This is a genomic window from Demequina aurantiaca (genome assembly GCF_000975135.1).
GTDB classification, from domain to species: domain Bacteria; phylum Actinomycetota; class Actinomycetes; order Actinomycetales; family Demequinaceae; genus Demequina; species Demequina aurantiaca.
In genome coordinates this window covers 703,316-719,754 of record NZ_BBRF01000001.1, presented here as the reverse complement: position 1 = coordinate 719,754, position 16,439 = coordinate 703,316, and the positions used below count along the sequence as shown (strand labels likewise).

The following is a 16,439-nucleotide window of genomic DNA, read 5'->3' as shown; positions in this document are numbered from 1 at the left end:
GACTTCCTTGTCTGTTGCTTAGTTCACAGTGCCGGATTGCGAGGCTGACCCGCAAGCGCTGTACGGCCGGCGAACGGCAGGGTGCCGTCGCTTTCGAGTTCGAGCAGGCGGTTCCACTTCGCCGTGCGCTCACTGCGCATGGTTGAGCCGACCTTAATCTGCCGCGCGCCCCACCCCACGGCGAGGTCGGCGAGCCAGTTGTCCTCCGTGTCGCCTGAACGTGCACTCACAACGGTCTCGAAGCCCGCACCAATGGCCTCGAACACCACGCGCTCGGCGCGAGAGACCGTGCCCGCCTGATTGACCTTGACGAGCACCGAGTTCGCGGAATCCTCCTCGATTCCTCGACGCACGCGGCCCAGGTTAGTGGCGAACGTGTCGTCGCCAAGCATCTGCACGTGGGGCAGCATCGCGGTGGCGGTGCGCGAGCCGTCCCAGTCGTCCTCGCCCACGATGTCCTCGATCGACACGATGGGGTAGCGCTCCACCCACGAAGCGACGAGGTCGAGCCACTCGGCCACGCTCAGTCGGTCACCCTGACCCGCCAGCACGATCGAGTCGCCGTCGACGAGCTGCGTGGCGGCAACGTCGAGGGCGATGCCCATGTCCTCAGACGTGAAGCCGGCCGCGTCGATGCCGTCGGAGAGCAGCGCAAGGACCGCCTCGTTGCTGTCGAGGCGAGCCGCGAGGCCGCCCTCGTCGGCGACCAGAGCAGACCAGCCGCCACGCGCGTCGAGTAGCGTGGCGCATGCCGCGCGCACCCTGGCGATCTGCTCGATCGCCTCGGTGAACGACTCGGCGCCCACCGGGACGGCCAGGAAGTCCTGGATGTCTACCGCGCGTCCGGCATGGGCGCCGCCCGACAGGATGTTGACCATCGGCATCGGAATGCTTGCCTCACGTGGGCCCGTGAGCGTCGACCATAGGGGCGCATTCTCCGAGGCCGCGTGCGCGATGGTGACGGCAAGCGAGACCGCGAGTGCGGCGTTAGCGCCGAGGCGACCTAAGTTGTCGGTACCGTCGTGGGCCTCCAGCGCGTCGTCGATCGCGACCCGGTCGCTGACGGACATGCCTGCGATGAGTGGCGCGTACTCCTCGTTGACGGCACGCACTGCACCGCTGACGCCCCAGCCGCCGTAGCGGTCGCCGCCGTCGCGCTGCTCGAGGGCTTCGTGACGGCCGGTGGATGCGCCTGAGGGTGCGATGGCTCGTCCCTGTGCGCCGTTCTGCAGCGTGACGCGGCAGGCGACGGTGGGCCGTCCACGGGAGTCGAGAGCCTCCCAAGCGTGGGTGTGGGCGATGGAGTCGGGGGTCATCGGGGTGTCTCCTTGAGGCGGTTCCAGGTGTCACCGATCGCGTCGACCGGCTGGGTAAGAAGGTTGGCGCCGAGCGCATAGGTGCGGCGGCGCTGGGCATCGTCGAGATATTCGGCGGGAGATCTGCCGTCCACTCGCGCGAGGAGCAGGCAGCCGATCTGGCGTGACAGGTGAGCAATGTCCATCGCGGGTGCCCCGGGTAGGTAGGCCGCAAAGAAGGCGGCCGATGCTGCGGCGAATTGGTCGTCCCATTGCGGAAGGTGGATTGCCTTCATGAGTAGGTGGCACGTCAGGAAGGCGGGGTCGAAGGTGGGGTCGCCCAGGTGCGCCACCTCAAAGTCGATCACCCAGGTGCCCGAACTGCCCACGAGGAAGTTCTTGGGCGAGAAGTCGCCGTGCACCAGGCACGTACGCGTCGCGGCCATCTGATCAATCACGCTGTGGATTTGATCAGCGAGGTCGGGGTTACGGTCCGCCGACGTGCGGTGATACGGCTGGAGGCGCAGGGCATCGAACATTTCCGTGTCGCCGGTGAGGTCCGCGCTGAGACCTGCACCGCCCTCGGTGGCTCGCTGCATCGTGCTCAGCGTGCTGCCCAGACTCGCGGCGACGTTCACGTCGATGTCGCCAGCGATCAGGCGCTGCTTCCAGTCGGTCCAGTCGTCTGGGGCGCGCTCGATGGTCAGCGTGAGTGCCTCGGGATCGAGGTCGACGGTGAACGGCGCGGCTTCTGGGTCGATGCTCGCCAACACCGTCAGCCCCTCGGCCTCCCGCAGCACGCGCTCACGCGGGGCGAACCAGTCGTCCGCAACCTGGAGCTTTGCGCGGGCTTGCTTGAGTACCAGGTGCAGATCGTCGTCATCGACGGCGAGCACGACGTTGCTGACGCCCCCGCCTAGGAAGCGAGCGGTGGCGCGATTCGGGTCGACGATGCCCCGTCCACCCAAGTACGGCACGACGGTGTGCTCATCGAGTAGGGGGTCGTCGGCGCTCAATACGTTGCCCGCCCACCGCTCAGATCGAACGTGAAGCCGGTGGTGAAGCCGGCCGCGGGAGACGCAATGAAGGCCAACATCTCCGCAATCTCGGTGAGTTCGCCGGTACGTCCCATCGGAATCTTCGCCAGCATGTAGTCGACGACCTCCTGCGGTTGGCTGTCCAGGAACGGGGTGCGAATCACTGCCGGCGCGAGAGCGTTGACGGTGATGCCATCCTGCGCGTACTCCTTGCCCTGCGACTTGACCAGGCCAATGAGTCCGGCCTTGCTGGAGGAGTACCCGATCATGTTGGGGTTGCCCTCCTTGCCGGCGATCGACGCGACGTGGACGATGCGCCCGTAGCCGCGCTCGAGGAAGTGCGGGATGGCGACGCGAGCAATGATCAGTCCGGGCGTGAGGTTAACGGCCAGGGTGCGCTCGAACTCCTCGACCTCCACCTCGTGGCTGCGACGGCCAAGGGGACCCTGGATACCGGCGGAGTTGATCACCGCGTGGACGGTGCCGTTGCGCTCCACGGCGCCGTCGAAGACGGCCCGAAGTGCCGCCTCGTCCGTCACGTCGGCCGCTGCGCCGTACGCGGAGCCGCCGGCTGCCGTGATGGCCTCGGCCACAGCATCGGCCGCTTCGCCGCTGCGATCAACGACGGTGACGGCGACGCCGCGCGCTCCCAGAAGTAGGCACGTTGCCTCGCCGATGCCGTTGCCCCCGCCGATGACGATCGCCGCAGTGCCCGCGGGGAACTGTTCGTACGCCGGGGTGCTCACTTGGCACCGTCCGCGCTGTAGTCAACGAAGGCGTGGCGTTGGGTGCCCAGGCCGCTAATCGAGACCTCGACCACGTCGCCGGCGGATAGGAACTTTCCGGGGGTGAAGCCAGAGCCGACGCCCTGCGGGGTGCCCGTGTTGATGACGTCGCCAGGCATGAGGGTCATGAACTGGCTGATGTACCAGACCAGGTAGTCGACGTCGAAGATCATGTCCGCCGTGGAGGAATTCTGGCGCACCTCTCCGTTGACGGTCAGCGTGAGGTCGAGCGCGTTCGGGTCGGAGACCTCGTCCGCCGTCACGACCCACGGACCGAGCGGGTTGAAGGTGGCGCAGTTCTTGCCCTTGTCCCACTGGCCCCCGCGCTCAAGCTGGAAGGCGCGCTCGGAGACGTCGTCCGAGATGGCGTAGCCAAGGATGTAGTCGCGCGACTCCTCGACCGAGGCCAGGTATTCGGCCTTGCGACCGATGACAATCGCGAGTTCCACCTCGTAGTCGGTCTTCAGGCTGCCGGGGGGAATCACGACATCGTCGTACGCACCCTGCACCGTGTACGGAGTCTTCATGAACAGGATGGGCTCCTCGGGGATGGCCATCTTGGCTTCAGCCGCGTGCTGGCGGTAGTTCAGTCCCACGCAGATCACCTTGCCCGGCCACGCGATGGGCGAGCCGATGCGCACCGTGGAGAGGTCGATTGTCGCGTCGCCGGAGGCGGCGGCGTCCTGGATGAGGCGCATGCCGTCGATGGTGGTGGGGTCGGCGCCGGCTGCGATGGCGGGACGGACGTCCACGCCCGTCAGGCCGTCGATGCTGGCCACCTCGATTTCCTGGCCGGGCTCACCTATGCGAAGGAACTTCATTGTTTTCTTCTCCTCGATTATCGCGCGAACGTCGAGCTCGCTCTTGAAAGCAAAGTTATCAGATAGGTGTTGGCTGTGCAATGGCTCCAATCAGCCGTTTCCCCCTAGATTTCGTTCATATCTATCTGATATGTTTACTTTCAAACAAGGAGGTTTTGATGAAGATCGACCGGATTGAGACGTTCATGGTCCCCCCACGGTGGCTATTCGTGCGGATTGAGACCGACGACGGCCTGGTCGGCTGGGGCGAGCCGGTCGTGGAAGGCCGCGCAGCGACGGTGCGCGCTGCCGTCCAGGAGTTCTCTGAGAACCTCATCGGGCGGGACCCGAGCCGGATCGAAGACATCTGGCAGGAGCTCACCAAGTCTGGCTTTTACCGCGGCGGCCCCGTGTTTTCGAGTGCCATTGCAGGCATCGACCAAGCCCTGTGGGATATCGCAGGCAAGCGCCTCGGCGTGCCCGTTCACGAACTTCTCGGTGGCGCCGTGCGCGACCGCGCGCGGGTGTATGGCTGGATAGCGGGGGATCGCCCGGGTGACATCGCGCAGGAGGCGCAACTCCGTCTCGAGCAGGGCTTTGACTGCGTGAAGATGAACGGCTCGGCTGAACTCAGCGTGATCGCGTCGCAGAGCGAACTACACGCCGTCGTGGAGCGCGCACAGGCAGTCCGAGACGCCATCGGCAACGCGGACTTCGCCCTTGACTTTCACGGCAGGTTCTCGCCCGCCATGGCGCGGCGCACCCTGCCCCTGCTCGAGGCGCTCAACCCGCTCTTCGTGGAGGAGCCGGTGGTGCCGGAGCTGGCTGCCGAGCACCTTGCCCGCATCACCTCGGGAACTACCGTGCCCATCGCCACGGGGGAGCGCGCTTACTCGCGGTGGGACTTTGTTCCGCTCCTCAGCGCCGGCATTGCCGTCGCCCAACCGGACGTGTCGCACTGCGGCGGCATCTCGGAGATGCGGCGCATTGCCGCTCAGGCCGAGACGCACGGTGTTGCGCTCGCGCCCCACTGCCCGCTGGGGCCGCTCGCGCTTGCGTCGTGCCTCCAGGTCGACTTCACCGCCCCGAACTTCCTGATTCAGGAGCAGAGCCGCGGCATCCACTACAACGACTCGTGGGATGTGCTGGACTACGTCCTCGACTCCTCCGTGTTTGACGTCGTCGACGGTTCGATTGAGCGGCTCACCGCTCCCGGGCTTGGCGTGGAGATCGACGATGCGGCTGTTCGAGACGCCGACAAGCGCGGGCACAACTGGCACGCTCCCGTCTGGCGTCACCCCGACGGCAGCCTCGCCGAATGGTGATCACTCGCTAGGAGCCATAAAGGGGCCCTCGCGCTACTCGGATTCGAGCAGCGCGAGGGCCCCTTTTGTTGCGCCGATGCCGGGACTGGCTCGGGCGAATGTGGGCTGGGCTGTACTGGCCTAGATGGGCTGTCCCTTGCTGGGTGGTGTGGCCCGTGTCGCCTTCCCGGCAACGCAAAGAGCCGGCGCCCTGGTAGTGCAGGGCGCCGGCTCTTCTCTTGCGGGGGGAGGTGACGTTTAGTCAGGCAAGCCCACGGCGCGGGTACCGCGACGGCGCTGTTGGATCACCACGGCGATCACGAGCATCGTGCCCTGGGCGATGTCCTGCCAGAAGGAGTTGACTCCCAGAATCTGCAGGCCGTTGGTGAGCACGCCCAGCAGGATGACGGCGAGCACGGTACCGATGATCGATCCCTTACCTCCTTGGAGCGCACAGCCACCGAGCGCGACGGCCGTGATGACCTGGAGCTCGAGACCCTGGCTACCGGAGGTGGGCTGGCCAGAGCCTGTGCGCGCTGTCAGCAGGATTCCGGCTATTGCCGCGATCACACCCATCAGCATGTAGGCGCCGATCACATACTTGTTGATGCGCAGGCCGGACAGGCGCGCGGCCACCTTGTTGCCACCAATCGCGTAGATGTTGCGGCCGATGTCGGTGAACGTGAGCATCGTGTAGACGAGTGCGGCGATCACAAGGAATACCAGGATCAGCACAGGGATGCCCGCGACCTTGCCGAGCGACAGGAAGGTGAAGACGTCGTCACCACCGGTGTAGCCCTGAGCCGAACCGTTGGAGACAAGGTTGACGACTCCGCGGTAGGCCGCGAATGTTGCGAGGGTTGCGATGACCGCGTTCACACGCCCGTACACAATGATGAGCGCGTTGACGAGGCCGGCGACCGCGCCGACCACGATTGCTACGGCCATGCCGAAGATGGCGCTGCCACTCGAGGTGAACACCATGGCACTGACCACGGAGGCGAGTCCCGCCTGCGAGCCGACCGAGATGTCCAGGCCGCCGAGCAGCATGATGACCGTCTGCCCCACGGCGAGTACGCCGAGGATGGCGACGCCCTCACCGATGACCTGCATGTTGGGCAGGCTGAAGAAGTTGGCGTTCTGGGAGCCGATGGCCGCCGCGAGCACGATGAGTGCGACGATGAGGCTCAGGTTCTGCGCGCCGACTCGGGCAACGAACTTCGAGGCGAAACTGAGTTCGCTCTTGGCGCCGGACTTGTCCTCGGGCGGTGCGATCTGCGTGGGAGAAGGGCTCCCCGTGGAGATGGTCATGATGTTCCTTCCAGGGCGACATTGCCCGAGTTTGTCGGTAGATCAAGGGAGTCCGAGATCGCCAAGGTCAGTACGTTTTGTTCGGTCGCGTCGGCGCGGGCAACTTCGCCCACAATTTCTCCGCCGCGCATGACGAGGATGCGATCGGCCAAGCCGATGACCTCGATGAGCTCATTCGAGATCACGACCACGGCGATACCCTCGGCGGCCAGTTCGCCGATGATTCGGTAGATGTCGGCCTTTGCGCCAACGTCCACACCTCGCGTGGGTTCGTCAAGGATGAGCACCTTTGGTTTGCGCGCCAGCCACCGTGCGACGACAACCTTCTGCTGGTTGCCGCCAGAGAGGGTCTTGACCTCTTGGTCCATAGAGCCGGCTCGCACGCGCAAGCGCTTCATGTAGTCGGCGACCAGCCCGCTCTCGAGCCCTCGCCGCACAAAACGCGCGCGGGTGAGGGAGTTCAGGACCACGAGCGAGATGTTCTCCTTGATGGAGCGGGTCATGACCAGCGCCTCGGTCTTGCGCTCCTCGGGAGCCAGGCCGATGCCAGCGCGCACGGCGTCGATTGGCGACCGAAGCTTCTTGACCTCGCCGGCGATGGAGATGGTTCCGCTGAGGATCTCGGCATCGCCGGCAAGCGCTTTGGCGAGCTCGGTGCGGCCTGCCCCGACGAGTCCGGAGAATGCGACGACTTCGCCGGCCCGCACGTGAAACGAGATGTTGGAAACGTCAGCGGTGGTGAGCTCCTTGACCTCGAGCACAACCTCACCGGCCTCGGTGTGGTCGCGATCGAAGGCGCCGAAGACGTCCCGGCCCACCATGTTGCGCACCATCTCGGACTCGTCGGTGTCGGACATCAGCGAAGCAAAGACGGACTGGCCGTCGCGCAACACGGCGACACGGTCGGCGATCTCCGCGATCTCCTTCATGCGGTGTGAAACGTAAATGACAGCTGTTCCGGAGGCGCGCAGGCGTGCGATGAAGGCGAACAGCGCCTCGACCTCGTGCTCGGACAGTGAGGAGGTGGGCTCGTCGAAGGCGATGACTGCGACCGAGTCGTCCTTGAGGGCGCGGAGAATCTCTACCAGCTGGCGCTGCGCCGGTGAGAGGTTCGACCCCAGGGTCGTCGGACTAATGGCAGAGGAGAATCCCAGGCGGTCGATGACGGCCTGCGTTTCTGCGATGACCTCATGACGACTGACAAAGCGTGCGTGGCGAGGGATGGACCCGATGAAGACGTTCTCGGCCACGGAGACGTCATCCAGAATCTCGGGCTCTTGGTAAATCACGCGGATTCCGGCCGCTTTAGCCTCAAACGGCGAGGAGAACGTGCGGTCCTCACCTTCCAGGTTGATCGATCCGCTGGAGGGGGCGTGTTCGCCACTGAGGATCTTCAAGATGGTGGACTTGCCGGCCCCGTTCTCGCCCATGACCGCGAGGACTTCACCCGCACGCACGTCGAGATCCACGCCGCTGAGTGCACGGATGGGACCGAATGACTTGGTGATGCCACGCATCTGCAGCACGGGCGAGGCATCTCCATGCGAGTTCTGCTCCGGCTGCTCCGCGTCACGATGTTGCGTCGAGTTCATCAGCGCTCCTAAGAATTGGGGGGAGGGGCGCACCGGTTGCCCGGTGCGCCCCAAGGAGAGGGTGTACTGCGTTAGCCGCAGAGCATCCCGGAGTCTTCCCACGTGTCGGCGTCGACCATGACTGCCTTACCGAGGGTCTCTGCGGGGATGGGGTCTCCCGTGCGGAGGTGGTCCACGAGGACCTTCACCGATGCGGCACCGTCGACGCGACCGTCGATGTACAGCGCTGCCTTGTTGCCCGAGTCAACGCCCGCCTTCCAGTCCTTGCAGGCGAGGTAGGCGCCGAGGCCAACGCCGATGACGTCGTCCGCGGAAACACCGCTGTTCTCTAGTGCCTTGACCGAGCCGGTCACGCCCTCGTCGTTGCACCCAATGACGACCCAGTGCTTGACGCCCTGGTTCGCGGTGATGGCTGCACCAGTCTTGCTCAGCGCGGTGGGAGTTGAGTTGTCGGTACCAACGCGTACGACGTCAGGCGTCTCGCCCGCGATCTCGGTGAACTTCTCGAGCTGACCGGTCTCGCGGTCCTGGCAGACTCCCAGGTCCTCCTGGAGCACGCTGATGATGCGTGTGTCGTCAGCCGACCAGCCGGCAGCGACGTACAGCTCGCCGGCCTTCTCGCCGACCTGCTGACCCATCGTGAGCGAGTCGATGCTCACCCAGGGGGCGGCGGTGCCGTCCGCCAACTCGAACGGGTCGTCGGAGGCCACGTACGGGATGCCAGCCTTGTCTAGAATCTGGCCAACCTGAGGGCCGATCTTGGCGTCGGGTACGACGATGGCGACGCCATCCGCGCCCTGTGCGACTGCGGTGTTGACGGCCGTGATGGCGGCGTTCGAGTCAGTTCCCACATCGACCATCGTCACCTCGACGTTGCCGAGTTCCTCGGCCTGCGCCTTGGCTCCCTCAGCCTCGTCGACGAAGTACTGCTGGTCGCCCTGCTTCTGGATGTACGTGATCTTGAGCACTTCGTCGGCTCCGGCGGGTGCGGCCGCGGAGCTGTCGGTCGATGAGGCGCTCGCCTCTTCCTGGCCGGAGCTGCACGCGGCAAGCGAAAAGACGAGAACTGCGGCGGCACCAATGGCCCCGATGCGTTGGAAACGGTTAGTGATGGTCATTCCACTCTCCTTTGAGTAGTTCAGTTCGGGATGTCATACAACTTTGTACGGCTGTGCTGTTCGGATAAGGCCCCTGTTGCGCACATTTCCGTGTGAGCCCCAGTGCTTTCCCTGCAGCTTGATCATCATTGACAACAAGGTGGTATGTCAAGTTCTTCGAACTATTCGTTATCTTTCGAGACCTTTGTGAGGCGTTCGGTGCTTGAAACTGTGAAAATGGGCTCGCGTGGGGCTGAACTAATCAGATAGGCTCCAGGACATGGCCACACCTGTCACCACCGCTACTGGAACCCTCGACGCCGCCGTCGGGGACGATTCCGCAGTGGTTGCGCCAGGCGCCCGTGAGGGTGAGACCGCGCTCGCGTATGTGTTGCGCGAACTCGAGGAGTTGATCGTTGGTCAGCACGAGGCGGGCGATCAGTTGCCCGCCGAGACCACGCTGGCGGAGTCACTAGGGGTCAGCAGGCTGACGATTCGCGAAGGGCTCAAGGTCCTCGCGGGCCAGGGTTTGGTCGAGCTGAGCCGCGGTCGCCGCCCCACCGTGCGCCACCCGGACAGCACGGTGATGTCGCGCTTCTTGACGATTGCCATTCGCCGCGACTCGCGTGCCGTGCTCGAATTGCTCGGCATTCGCCGTTCGCTCGAGGTGCTGTCCGCGTCCGAGGCGGCCAAGCGCACCAATCGTGCGGCGCTCGCGGCCATGAGCAGCGCGCTGGATGAGATGCAGCGAGCCGCCGAGTCGATCGATGGCACTCCGGAGAGCGTGACGCGCTACAACTCAGCTGATGTGGGATTCCACGAGGCCCTTGCGCTGGCCAGCGGAAATCAGATGCTCTCGCTGCTGTTGGAGAGCCTGGCCGAGGCTCTGCACCACAGCTTCTCGCAGAGCTTTACCGGGTTCATGGCCAACGGTGGCGACATCTTTGACGCCGTCGCGGAGCACCGTCACATCTATGACCTGGTCGTCGCCGGAGACTCAAAGGGAGCCGAGCGCGCGATGAAGCAGCACCTGGATCGCACCGCACGCGACCTGCAGTCCGCACTACGCGGTGCGGAGTCCGCGAGCTAGCACGCCGCCATTGGCTCCTAGGGGCTCGACACGCTAGAATCGCGACCACAGCATCGGCGCAACGTAAGCGTCGACCAAGCGCAATGGCGAGCCCGCCGCGCACCCCACACCTTTCGAGGAAATATGTCTGAACTCAATAACGCCTCTGCCCCTGCGACCGCCTTCCCCGGCGGCACCATTCTTGGTTACCCTCGCATCGGCCGAATGCGTGAACTGAAGAAGGCGCTCGAGTCGTTCTGGAAGGGCGCCTCGACCGCTGCCGATCTGGAGGCAACCGCCGCCTCGTTGCGCACCGAGAACCGCGACCGCCTCGCCGCGCTCGGCCTGGGCCGCACCAACTCGTCGATCCCGTCGAACTTCAGCTTCTACGACCACGTGCTCGACGCCTGCGTGACCTTTGGCGCCGTCCCCACTCGTTTCAACGACCTCCGTGCAGCCGATGGCTCGGTTGACCTGGCCGGCTACTCCACCATCGCGCGTGGCGTGGGCAACAAGGCACCGCTCGAGATGACCAAGTGGTTCGACACCAACTACCACTACCTGGTTCCCGAGATCGGCCCCGAGACCGAGTTCCAGCTGAACTCGACCCGCTGGGTTGACGAGTTCATCGAGGCCAAGGAAGCCGGCTTCGTCACGCGCCCCGTCATCACGGGCCCGCTCACGTTCCTGTACCTCGCCAAGGCATCGGACGATGCTCCGAGCGGCTACCAGCCCATCGAGCGCCTGGGCGACCTGCTCGCCATCTACCTTGAACTCCTCGCAGCGTTCAAGGAAGCCGGAGCCGAGTGGGTTCAGATCGACGAGCCCATCCTGGTCGCCGACACCGACAACGACCGCACCGAGGTCCTCGCCAACGCGACCAAGGTCTACGACGCACTGTCCGCGGCCACCAACCGCCCCGCGCTGTTCGTCGCCGCTCCGTACGCCTCGCTCGACGACGCACTGCCCGTGCTCGCGGCCACCGGCGTCGAGGCCATCGGCCTGGACCTGGTCCGTGGCTCCGTTCCCGCAAGCGTCGACCTGCGCGGCAAGACCGTGGTTGCTGGTGTCGTGGACGGTCACAACATCTGGCGCACCAACCTCGACGAGGCGCTTGCCAAGGCCGACGCGCTCGAGTCGCTGGGTGGTACCGTCACCGTCGCGACCTCGACGTCGCTGTTCCACGTGCCTCACACCCTGCAGGGTGAGGAGCACCTGGGTGCAGAGCTGATCTCGTGGCTCGCGTTCGCGGACGAGAAGGTCGCGGAGATCGTCACGCTGTCCAAAGCCCGCAGCGAGGGTGAGGGTGCCGTCGCCGGCGCCCTGTCCGAGGCTCGCACCGCCCTCGCATCGCGTGCCGCTCACCCAGGCACCAACCGTGCCGACGTGCGCGACGGACTCGCTGGCATCTCGCCCGCGGACTTCCAGCGCAGCGCCTACTCGGTGCGCGAGGCAGCACAGGCCGACCGCTTCAACCTGCCGGAACTCGCCACCACCACCATCGGCTCGTTTCCCCAGACCCCCGACATCCGCAAGGCACGTGCCGCGTGGGCCAAGGGTGAGCTGGACGACGCCGGCTACGAGGCCGCGATGAAGGCGGAGATTGCCTCCGTCGTGAAGCTGCAGGAGGACCTGGGACTCGACGTCCTGGTGCACGGTGAGGCCGAGCGCAACGACATGGTGCAGTACTTCGCCGAGCTCCTCGACGGCTTCGACGTCACCAAGAACGGCTGGGTTCAGTCCTATGGCTCGCGCTGCACGCGTCCGTCCATCCTCTGGGGAGACGTTGCTCGCCCCGAGGCAATGACGGTGCGCTGGGCCGAGTACGCGCAGTCGCTGTCGGACAAGCCGGTCAAGGGCATGCTCACGGGTCCCGTGACCATCCTTGCGTGGTCGTTCGTTCGCGACGACCAGCCGCTGGGCACCACCGCCAACCAGGTGGGCCTCGCGCTTCGCCAGGAGATCGCCGACCTCGAGGCTGCCGGAATCGGCATCATCCAGGTGGACGAGCCCGCCCTGCGCGAGCTGCTTCCCCTGAAGAAGGCCGACCAGCGCTCGTACCTGGACTGGTCCGTGAACTCGTTCCGCCTGTCCACGGCCGGCGCGAAGGACGACACCCAGGTCCACACGCACCTGTGCTACTCGGAGTTCGGCGAGATCATCGACGCGATCGACGGCCTCGACGCCGACGTGACCTCGATCGAGGCTGCCCGTTCGCGCATGGAGGTCCTCCCGGCCATCAAGCAGCACGGCTACGAGCGCCAGATCGGCCCCGGCGTGTGGGACATTCACTCGCCTCGCGTGCCGTCCACGCAGGAAGTCACCGAGCTGCTACAGCTGGCCAAGGACTCGATCCCTGGCAAGCAGCTGTGGGTCAACCCTGACTGCGGTCTGAAGACCCGTGGCTACGCCGAGACCAATGAGTCGCTCGAGCACATGCTCGAGGCGACCAAGGCAGTGCGCTCCGCGTAGCGCGCTTCTCGATTCAACAACAACGGCCCGGCTCCCCCTGAGGGGAACCGGGCCGTTGGGCTTTGTTGGGCTCTAAGGACAGGCACCTTCGCCAAAGCCAGCTGCCGCCTCATACTTCAAGCCGGGAGACTTGGACTTGGAACCATCCTGATGCACCAGGTTCACGCACCACGAGGTCTCGGAACTCGCGTTGGTGATACCTACGAGTTCAACCCCATCAGATCTCGTCACGACCTCGTCACCGTTGACTATGTAGGACGTTGCGTCCTGGGTCACAGTCACTGGCGTCGAGCCGTCCACGAACTCGCCGGTCACCATCTGCGCCAAGATGTGCAGATCCTGTTCCGCCGCGGCGTCGTGCGCCTGTGCGCGTTGATTCAGGAAGACGGGAATGGCGATGGCTGCCAGTACCCCGATGATGATAATCACCACGAGCAGCTCGATCATCGAGAACCCACCCTCAGAGTTCAATCCACTATTTTTAGTTTTCATATGAATGTTCCAATGTTCACGCCCGCGAGAAAGCCCGCGAACGAGACCATTGTTGGGGGCAGATACCCAACCGCGCAAGGAAATCGCTGATAAAAGGGGAAATATCACACGTGGCTAGTCGCTCAGCAGCAACTGCCAGTGCCCCACGTCGATCCAGCGGTCGAACTTGCGGCCCACCTCCGTGAAGGTGCCGGCGTGAGTGAAGCCCAGCCGTTCGTGAAGAGCGACGGACGCGTCGTTGGGAAGCGCGATCAGCGACAACGCTAGGTGGACGGGTAGCTCGCGAAGTCGCGTGAGCAGCTCGCGATACAGCGCGCCACCGACGCCACGGCCCTGGATACCGTGTCTCAGATAGATGGAGACCTCCACCGAATGCAGGTAAGCGGCGCGCGGGCGGTACGGTGCGGCGTACGCGAATCCAACCACCTCGCCGTCCTCCTCGGTGACCAACCATGGAAGCCCGGCATCCTGGACCACGCCGATGCGACGGGCCAGTTCCTCGGCCGGCACTGGATCTATCTCAAAAGTAATGACCGTCTCGTCGACGTAATAGGCATACAGCTCGGCGATGGCAGCTGCATCGGCCGGGGTGGCGTTGCGAATCATGGGATCCATTGTCCACCAGAGTTCCGCTACGGCTGTGCGCGCGCTACCGTTGAATCATGCGAAGAATTGTCGCGCTGCTGATTACTGTGCCCCTGCTGCTGACGGCATGCTCGTCGACCCCGGAATCGCGCGGTCCCGGGCTCGGTGGCGACCCGTTCGCGGACCAGAGCCCCATCGACTCGGCGCCGGACGACAACGGTGCAGGGGTGCCGGCGGGCGAGGTGGACTGCGGATCCATCTCACAGCAGCAGCTGCTGACCTTTGGCTATGGAGTTCAGACCCTCTCGCAGCTGAACAATCAACCCACGGTCGACGGCGTCAACGAGGGAAGCATCGCCTTCAGCACCGAGGCTTTTGCCGATGCCGTGGCGGCTCTGCGCACGCTCGAGGGCCACGGCGTTGACCCGTATGGCGACCCGACCTCGTCTCTCAACTACTACGCGGAGGTCAACACTGAGGCGGAGAACCTGCTCGCTTACGACACCCCTGTGCCCGAGGCGGAGTTCACCGCCTACGAGAAGGCCACTGGCGGCGCCTCGCAAATCATCACCGAACAGGAGTCAATTAGCGCGAGCTATAACGCCAACTGCACCGGCTGACCGTCGCCCCGGACGGTGTCCCGCTAGCCGTGGCGCCGGGTGCGGCGCGACGCGAGGAAGAGGCCGATGCCGCCCAGGGCGAGGAGTCCCGCGAGGCCGGCCAGTGGAGCGGCGTCGAAGCCGGTTCCGCTGAGTCCGCCGCCGGAACCCGATGTAGCGGTAGGCGTAGGAGTGGGAGTAGGCGTGGGCGTGGGAGTAGGTGTCGGTGTCGGTGTCGGTGTCGGTGTCGGTGTCGGAGTGGGGATGGGTGGAACCACTGCCGCGTTGGTGGTCGCCGTGGCGACGTTGGAGGCGGTTCCCGGGCCGGTGTCGGTGATGGCGCTGACGCGGAACTCGTAGGTGGTGGCGTCGGCCAGGCCCGTGACAGTTGCGGTGGTGGCGGTGCCCAGTGCGAAGCGAAGTATCGCGGTGACGGTGCCTGCGCCCCCGGATCCGCTGCCATCGCGGAGATACGGCACCCAGTTCGAGCCCGGTTCACGGTATTCGATGGTGTAGCCGGTGACGGGGGAGCCGCCATCGGAGGCTGGTGCGACCCAGTTGAGGGTGACCTGTCTATCGCCGGGAGTCGCGGTCAGGGCGGTGGGTGCATCGGGCGTCGTGACGGGCGTTGCGGTGGCGGTTGCAGCCGTGCCGGTGCCCTTGGAGTTGACGGCAGAGACCTGGAACTCGTAACCGGTGCCGTTGGTCAGGCCGGTGACAGTTGCCTCGGTGGCGGTCGAGGCGCCGTCCGCAAATGTCATCCACGTGCCACCGGCTTCGCGGTACTCGACCACGAAGTCGGTGATGGGTGACATGCCGTCGAAGTCTGGCGCCTCCCAGGTGAGTGATGCCTCGCTGTCTCTCGCTGTGGCGCCAAGGTTCTCCGGAGCATCGGGGACCGAACGGAACTCGATCACGCTAACCGAGCCCTCGTCAAAGTTGGTGGTGTAGGCGGTGGTGCCGTCGGGGCTGACGGCTACATCCACCGGGCTGTCACCCACGGTGATGGTGTCGGTGACGTCGTTGGTGGTGGTGTCGATCACGCTGACCGTGCGATCCTCCACGTTGGTGACGTAGGCGGTGGTGTCGTCGGGGCTGACCGCCGCACCCCATGGGCCGTCACCCACGGTGATGGTGTCGGTGACGTCGTTGGTGGTGGTGTCGATCACGCTGACCGTGTCGTCGTCAAAGTTGGTGACGTAGGCGGTGGTGCCGTCCGGGCGTACCGCCACAGCTTGTGGGCTTTCACCCACGGTGATGGTGTCGGTGACGTCGTTGGTGGTGGTGTCGATCACGCTGACCGCGTCGTCGCCCGCGTTGGTGACGTAGGCGGTGGTGCCGTCGGGGCTGACTGCTACACCCCACGGGCGGCGACCCACGGTGATCGTGTCGGTGACGTCGTTGGTGGTGGTGTCGATCACGCTGACCGAGTTACCGAAAGTGTTGGTGACGTAGGCGGTGGTGCCGTCGGGGCTGACGGCTACATCCCAAGGGCTCTCGCCCACGGTGATGGTGTCGGTGACGTCGTTGGTGGTGGTGTCGATCACGCTGACCGTGTGATCCTCCCGGTTGGTGACGTAGGCGGTGGTGCCGTCGGGGCTAACGGCTACACCCCATGGGCCGTTGCCCACGGTGATGGTGTCGGTGATCGTGTTAGTGGTGGTTTCGATCACACTGACCGTGTTTTCGCCCCCGTTGGTGACGTAGGCGGTGGTGTCGTTGGGGCTGACGGCCACGCCAAACGGTAGGTTTCCGACGGCAATGGTGTCGGTGACGGTGTTGGGAGCCCCCGACGTCGCGGCGGTCGCGGGTGCCGCGACCAACGAGACCAGCGTGACGACGAGCACCCCTATGAGAGCAGCCGCGCGCCCTCCCACGCTGCCCACAGTTGACCGCCGCGAGGCGCTCTCCGTCGGGCGGCTTGTGGGCGTGCAGAAGTCCTCAGCGTCGCGATGCATGCGTCAAACCTACGGACTACTCGCCCCGCTGGCAAGGATCCTG

14 protein-coding genes are annotated in these 16,439 nt (G+C 65.2%); 4 read left to right on the top strand and 10 right to left on the bottom strand.

Features of this window, described 5'->3' with window-relative positions; genetic code table 11:
* Positions 1–23: 23 nt before the first annotated feature.
* The 4 genes from eno to AOP73_RS03205 are packed head-to-tail and all read right to left on the bottom strand — an operon-like array spanning position 24 to position 3,938.
* The gene (eno, locus tag AOP73_RS03220) at positions 24–1,316 is read right to left on the bottom strand and encodes a phosphopyruvate hydratase (protein WP_061963182.1); all 1,293 of its coding nucleotides are present in this window, start codon (positions 1,314–1,316) and stop codon (positions 24–26) included.
* Entirely contained in the window at positions 1,313–2,311 is a 999-nt protein-coding gene (locus AOP73_RS03215; RefSeq protein WP_061963181.1) for a phosphotransferase family protein, read from the bottom strand. The genes eno and AOP73_RS03215 overlap by 4 nt, the downstream gene beginning before the upstream one ends.
* A complete protein-coding gene (locus AOP73_RS03210; protein WP_061963180.1) occupies positions 2,308–3,078 on the bottom strand; it encodes an SDR family NAD(P)-dependent oxidoreductase in 771 nt (256 codons plus the stop codon). The genes AOP73_RS03215 and AOP73_RS03210 overlap by 4 nt, the downstream gene beginning before the upstream one ends.
* Positions 3,075–3,938 carry a fumarylacetoacetate hydrolase family protein gene (locus tag AOP73_RS03205; protein ID WP_061963179.1) on the bottom strand — a complete coding sequence of 288 codons (864 nt, stop codon included), beginning with the start codon at positions 3,936–3,938 and terminating at the stop codon, positions 3,075–3,077. The genes AOP73_RS03210 and AOP73_RS03205 overlap by 4 nt, the downstream gene beginning before the upstream one ends.
* A 158-nt stretch (positions 3,939–4,096) precedes the next feature.
* Between AOP73_RS03205 and dgoD the strand changes: the two genes are divergently transcribed.
* Positions 4,097–5,242, top strand: coding sequence for a galactonate dehydratase (gene dgoD, locus AOP73_RS03200; protein WP_061963178.1), 1,146 nt, complete (start codon positions 4,097–4,099; stop codon positions 5,240–5,242).
* Between the two features lie 237 nt (positions 5,243–5,479).
* On the opposite strand, the gene AOP73_RS03195 is transcribed toward dgoD, so the two are convergent.
* The 3 genes from AOP73_RS03195 to AOP73_RS03185 form a co-directional block, all read right to left on the bottom strand.
* On the bottom strand, positions 5,480–6,532 hold the full coding sequence (locus tag AOP73_RS03195) for an ABC transporter permease (protein ID WP_084626519.1): 1,053 nt from the start codon (positions 6,530–6,532) through the stop codon (positions 5,480–5,482).
* On the bottom strand, positions 6,529–8,124 hold the full coding sequence (locus AOP73_RS03190; protein ID WP_201774488.1) for a sugar ABC transporter ATP-binding protein: 1,596 nt from the start codon (positions 8,122–8,124) through the stop codon (positions 6,529–6,531). Before AOP73_RS03190 ends, AOP73_RS03195 begins: the two co-directional genes overlap by 4 nt.
* A gap of 71 nt (positions 8,125–8,195) precedes the next feature.
* The gene (locus AOP73_RS03185; RefSeq protein WP_084626518.1) at positions 8,196–9,242 is read right to left on the bottom strand and encodes a substrate-binding domain-containing protein; all 1,047 of its coding nucleotides are present in this window, start codon (positions 9,240–9,242) and stop codon (positions 8,196–8,198) included.
* Positions 9,243–9,501: 259 nt separating this feature from the next.
* Here AOP73_RS03185 and AOP73_RS03180 point away from each other — a divergent pair, with 259 nt between their 5' ends.
* Positions 9,502–10,311, top strand: a complete 810-nt coding sequence (locus AOP73_RS03180; protein WP_061963177.1) for a FadR/GntR family transcriptional regulator — start codon at positions 9,502–9,504, stop codon at positions 10,309–10,311.
* Positions 10,312–10,434: 123 nt separating this feature from the next.
* Entirely contained in the window at positions 10,435–12,762 is a 2,328-nt protein-coding gene (metE, locus tag AOP73_RS03175; RefSeq protein WP_061963176.1) for a 5-methyltetrahydropteroyltriglutamate--homocysteine S-methyltransferase, read from the top strand.
* A gap of 72 nt (positions 12,763–12,834) precedes the next feature.
* Here metE and AOP73_RS03170 read toward each other — a convergent pair whose 3' ends face one another.
* Both AOP73_RS03170 and AOP73_RS03165 read right to left on the bottom strand, forming a co-directional pair.
* Entirely contained in the window at positions 12,835–13,254 is a 420-nt protein-coding gene (locus AOP73_RS03170) for a prepilin-type N-terminal cleavage/methylation domain-containing protein (RefSeq protein ID WP_061963175.1), read from the bottom strand.
* Between the two features lie 114 nt (positions 13,255–13,368).
* Positions 13,369–13,860 carry a GNAT family N-acetyltransferase gene (locus tag AOP73_RS03165; protein ID WP_061963174.1) on the bottom strand — a complete coding sequence of 164 codons (492 nt, stop codon included), beginning with the start codon at positions 13,858–13,860 and terminating at the stop codon, positions 13,369–13,371.
* Between the two features lie 56 nt (positions 13,861–13,916).
* Between AOP73_RS03165 and AOP73_RS03160 the strand changes: the two genes are divergently transcribed.
* Positions 13,917–14,459, top strand: coding sequence for a putative periplasmic lipoprotein (locus AOP73_RS03160; protein WP_061963173.1), 543 nt, complete (start codon positions 13,917–13,919; stop codon positions 14,457–14,459).
* A 23-nt stretch (positions 14,460–14,482) separates the two neighbouring features.
* Here AOP73_RS03160 and AOP73_RS12120 read toward each other — a convergent pair whose 3' ends face one another.
* Positions 14,483–16,396: a fibronectin type III domain-containing protein gene (locus tag AOP73_RS12120; protein WP_084626517.1), complete on the bottom strand. Its 1,914-nt coding sequence runs from the start codon at positions 16,394–16,396 to the stop codon at positions 14,483–14,485.
* Positions 16,397–16,439 lie beyond the last annotated feature (43 nt).